Here is a 667-nt window from a genome sequence, read left to right as displayed (position 1 = left end):
TTCCGCCCGTATCACAAACGGCGGCAACACTGCCCGCTGGTTACTCAATGCCTCTGTCTCCGCCACCGGTGAACAGATTTATTACCGTTACCGTGCGGAAGATGATACGAACTGTGATACCGGGGAAAAAGCAGCACATCCTGGCAGCCACTGCCAGCGCTATCTCAGCGAAGTTCATTACGGCAATATCACGGCCGGGCGCACATTTGTCTGCCTGAACGACACTGATGCCACAAAAGCCGGCTGGCTGTTTGTGCTGGTGTTAGATTATGGCGAACGCACTGTAAAACCGGATGAAAAACCGCTGTTTAACGCCGGCTCCGGCTGGTTGTGCCGTCAGGATCCGTTCTCCGGTTATGCTTACGGGTTTGATCTGCGTACCCGCCGGTTGTGCCGCCAGGTGCTGATGTTCCACCGCCTGGAAACGCTGGCTGAAAAAGCAAACGGTGAAGATGAACCGGCACTGGTCTCCCGCCTGCTGCTTGAATATCAGGAAACCGCGTTTATCACCACACTGACCACCGCACAGCAAATGGCCTTTGAGGATGACGGCAAAGTACAATCCCTGCCGCCGCTGACCTTCGGCTGGCAACAATTTGATATTCCGGCCTCCCCGCAGTGGTCACAGCCGGAGATGGGCAAGCTCAATCCGCAGCAGCCGTGGCAG

Annotated in this window: 1 protein-coding gene; it reads left to right on the top strand. The window is 56.2% G+C overall.

Annotated features, from left to right (window positions below; genetic code table 11):
- On the top strand, positions 1 to 667 hold a 667-nt coding region (locus ACMHKJ_RS19330; protein WP_413496474.1), incomplete at both ends, for a SpvB/TcaC N-terminal domain-containing protein.

The organism is Morganella psychrotolerans, from assembly GCF_965118875.1.
Classification (GTDB): Bacteria; Pseudomonadota; Gammaproteobacteria; order Enterobacterales; family Enterobacteriaceae; genus Morganella; species Morganella psychrotolerans_C.
Note: the sequence above shows the minus strand (reverse complement) of the source record. Positions and strands in the feature narration are given on the sequence as shown.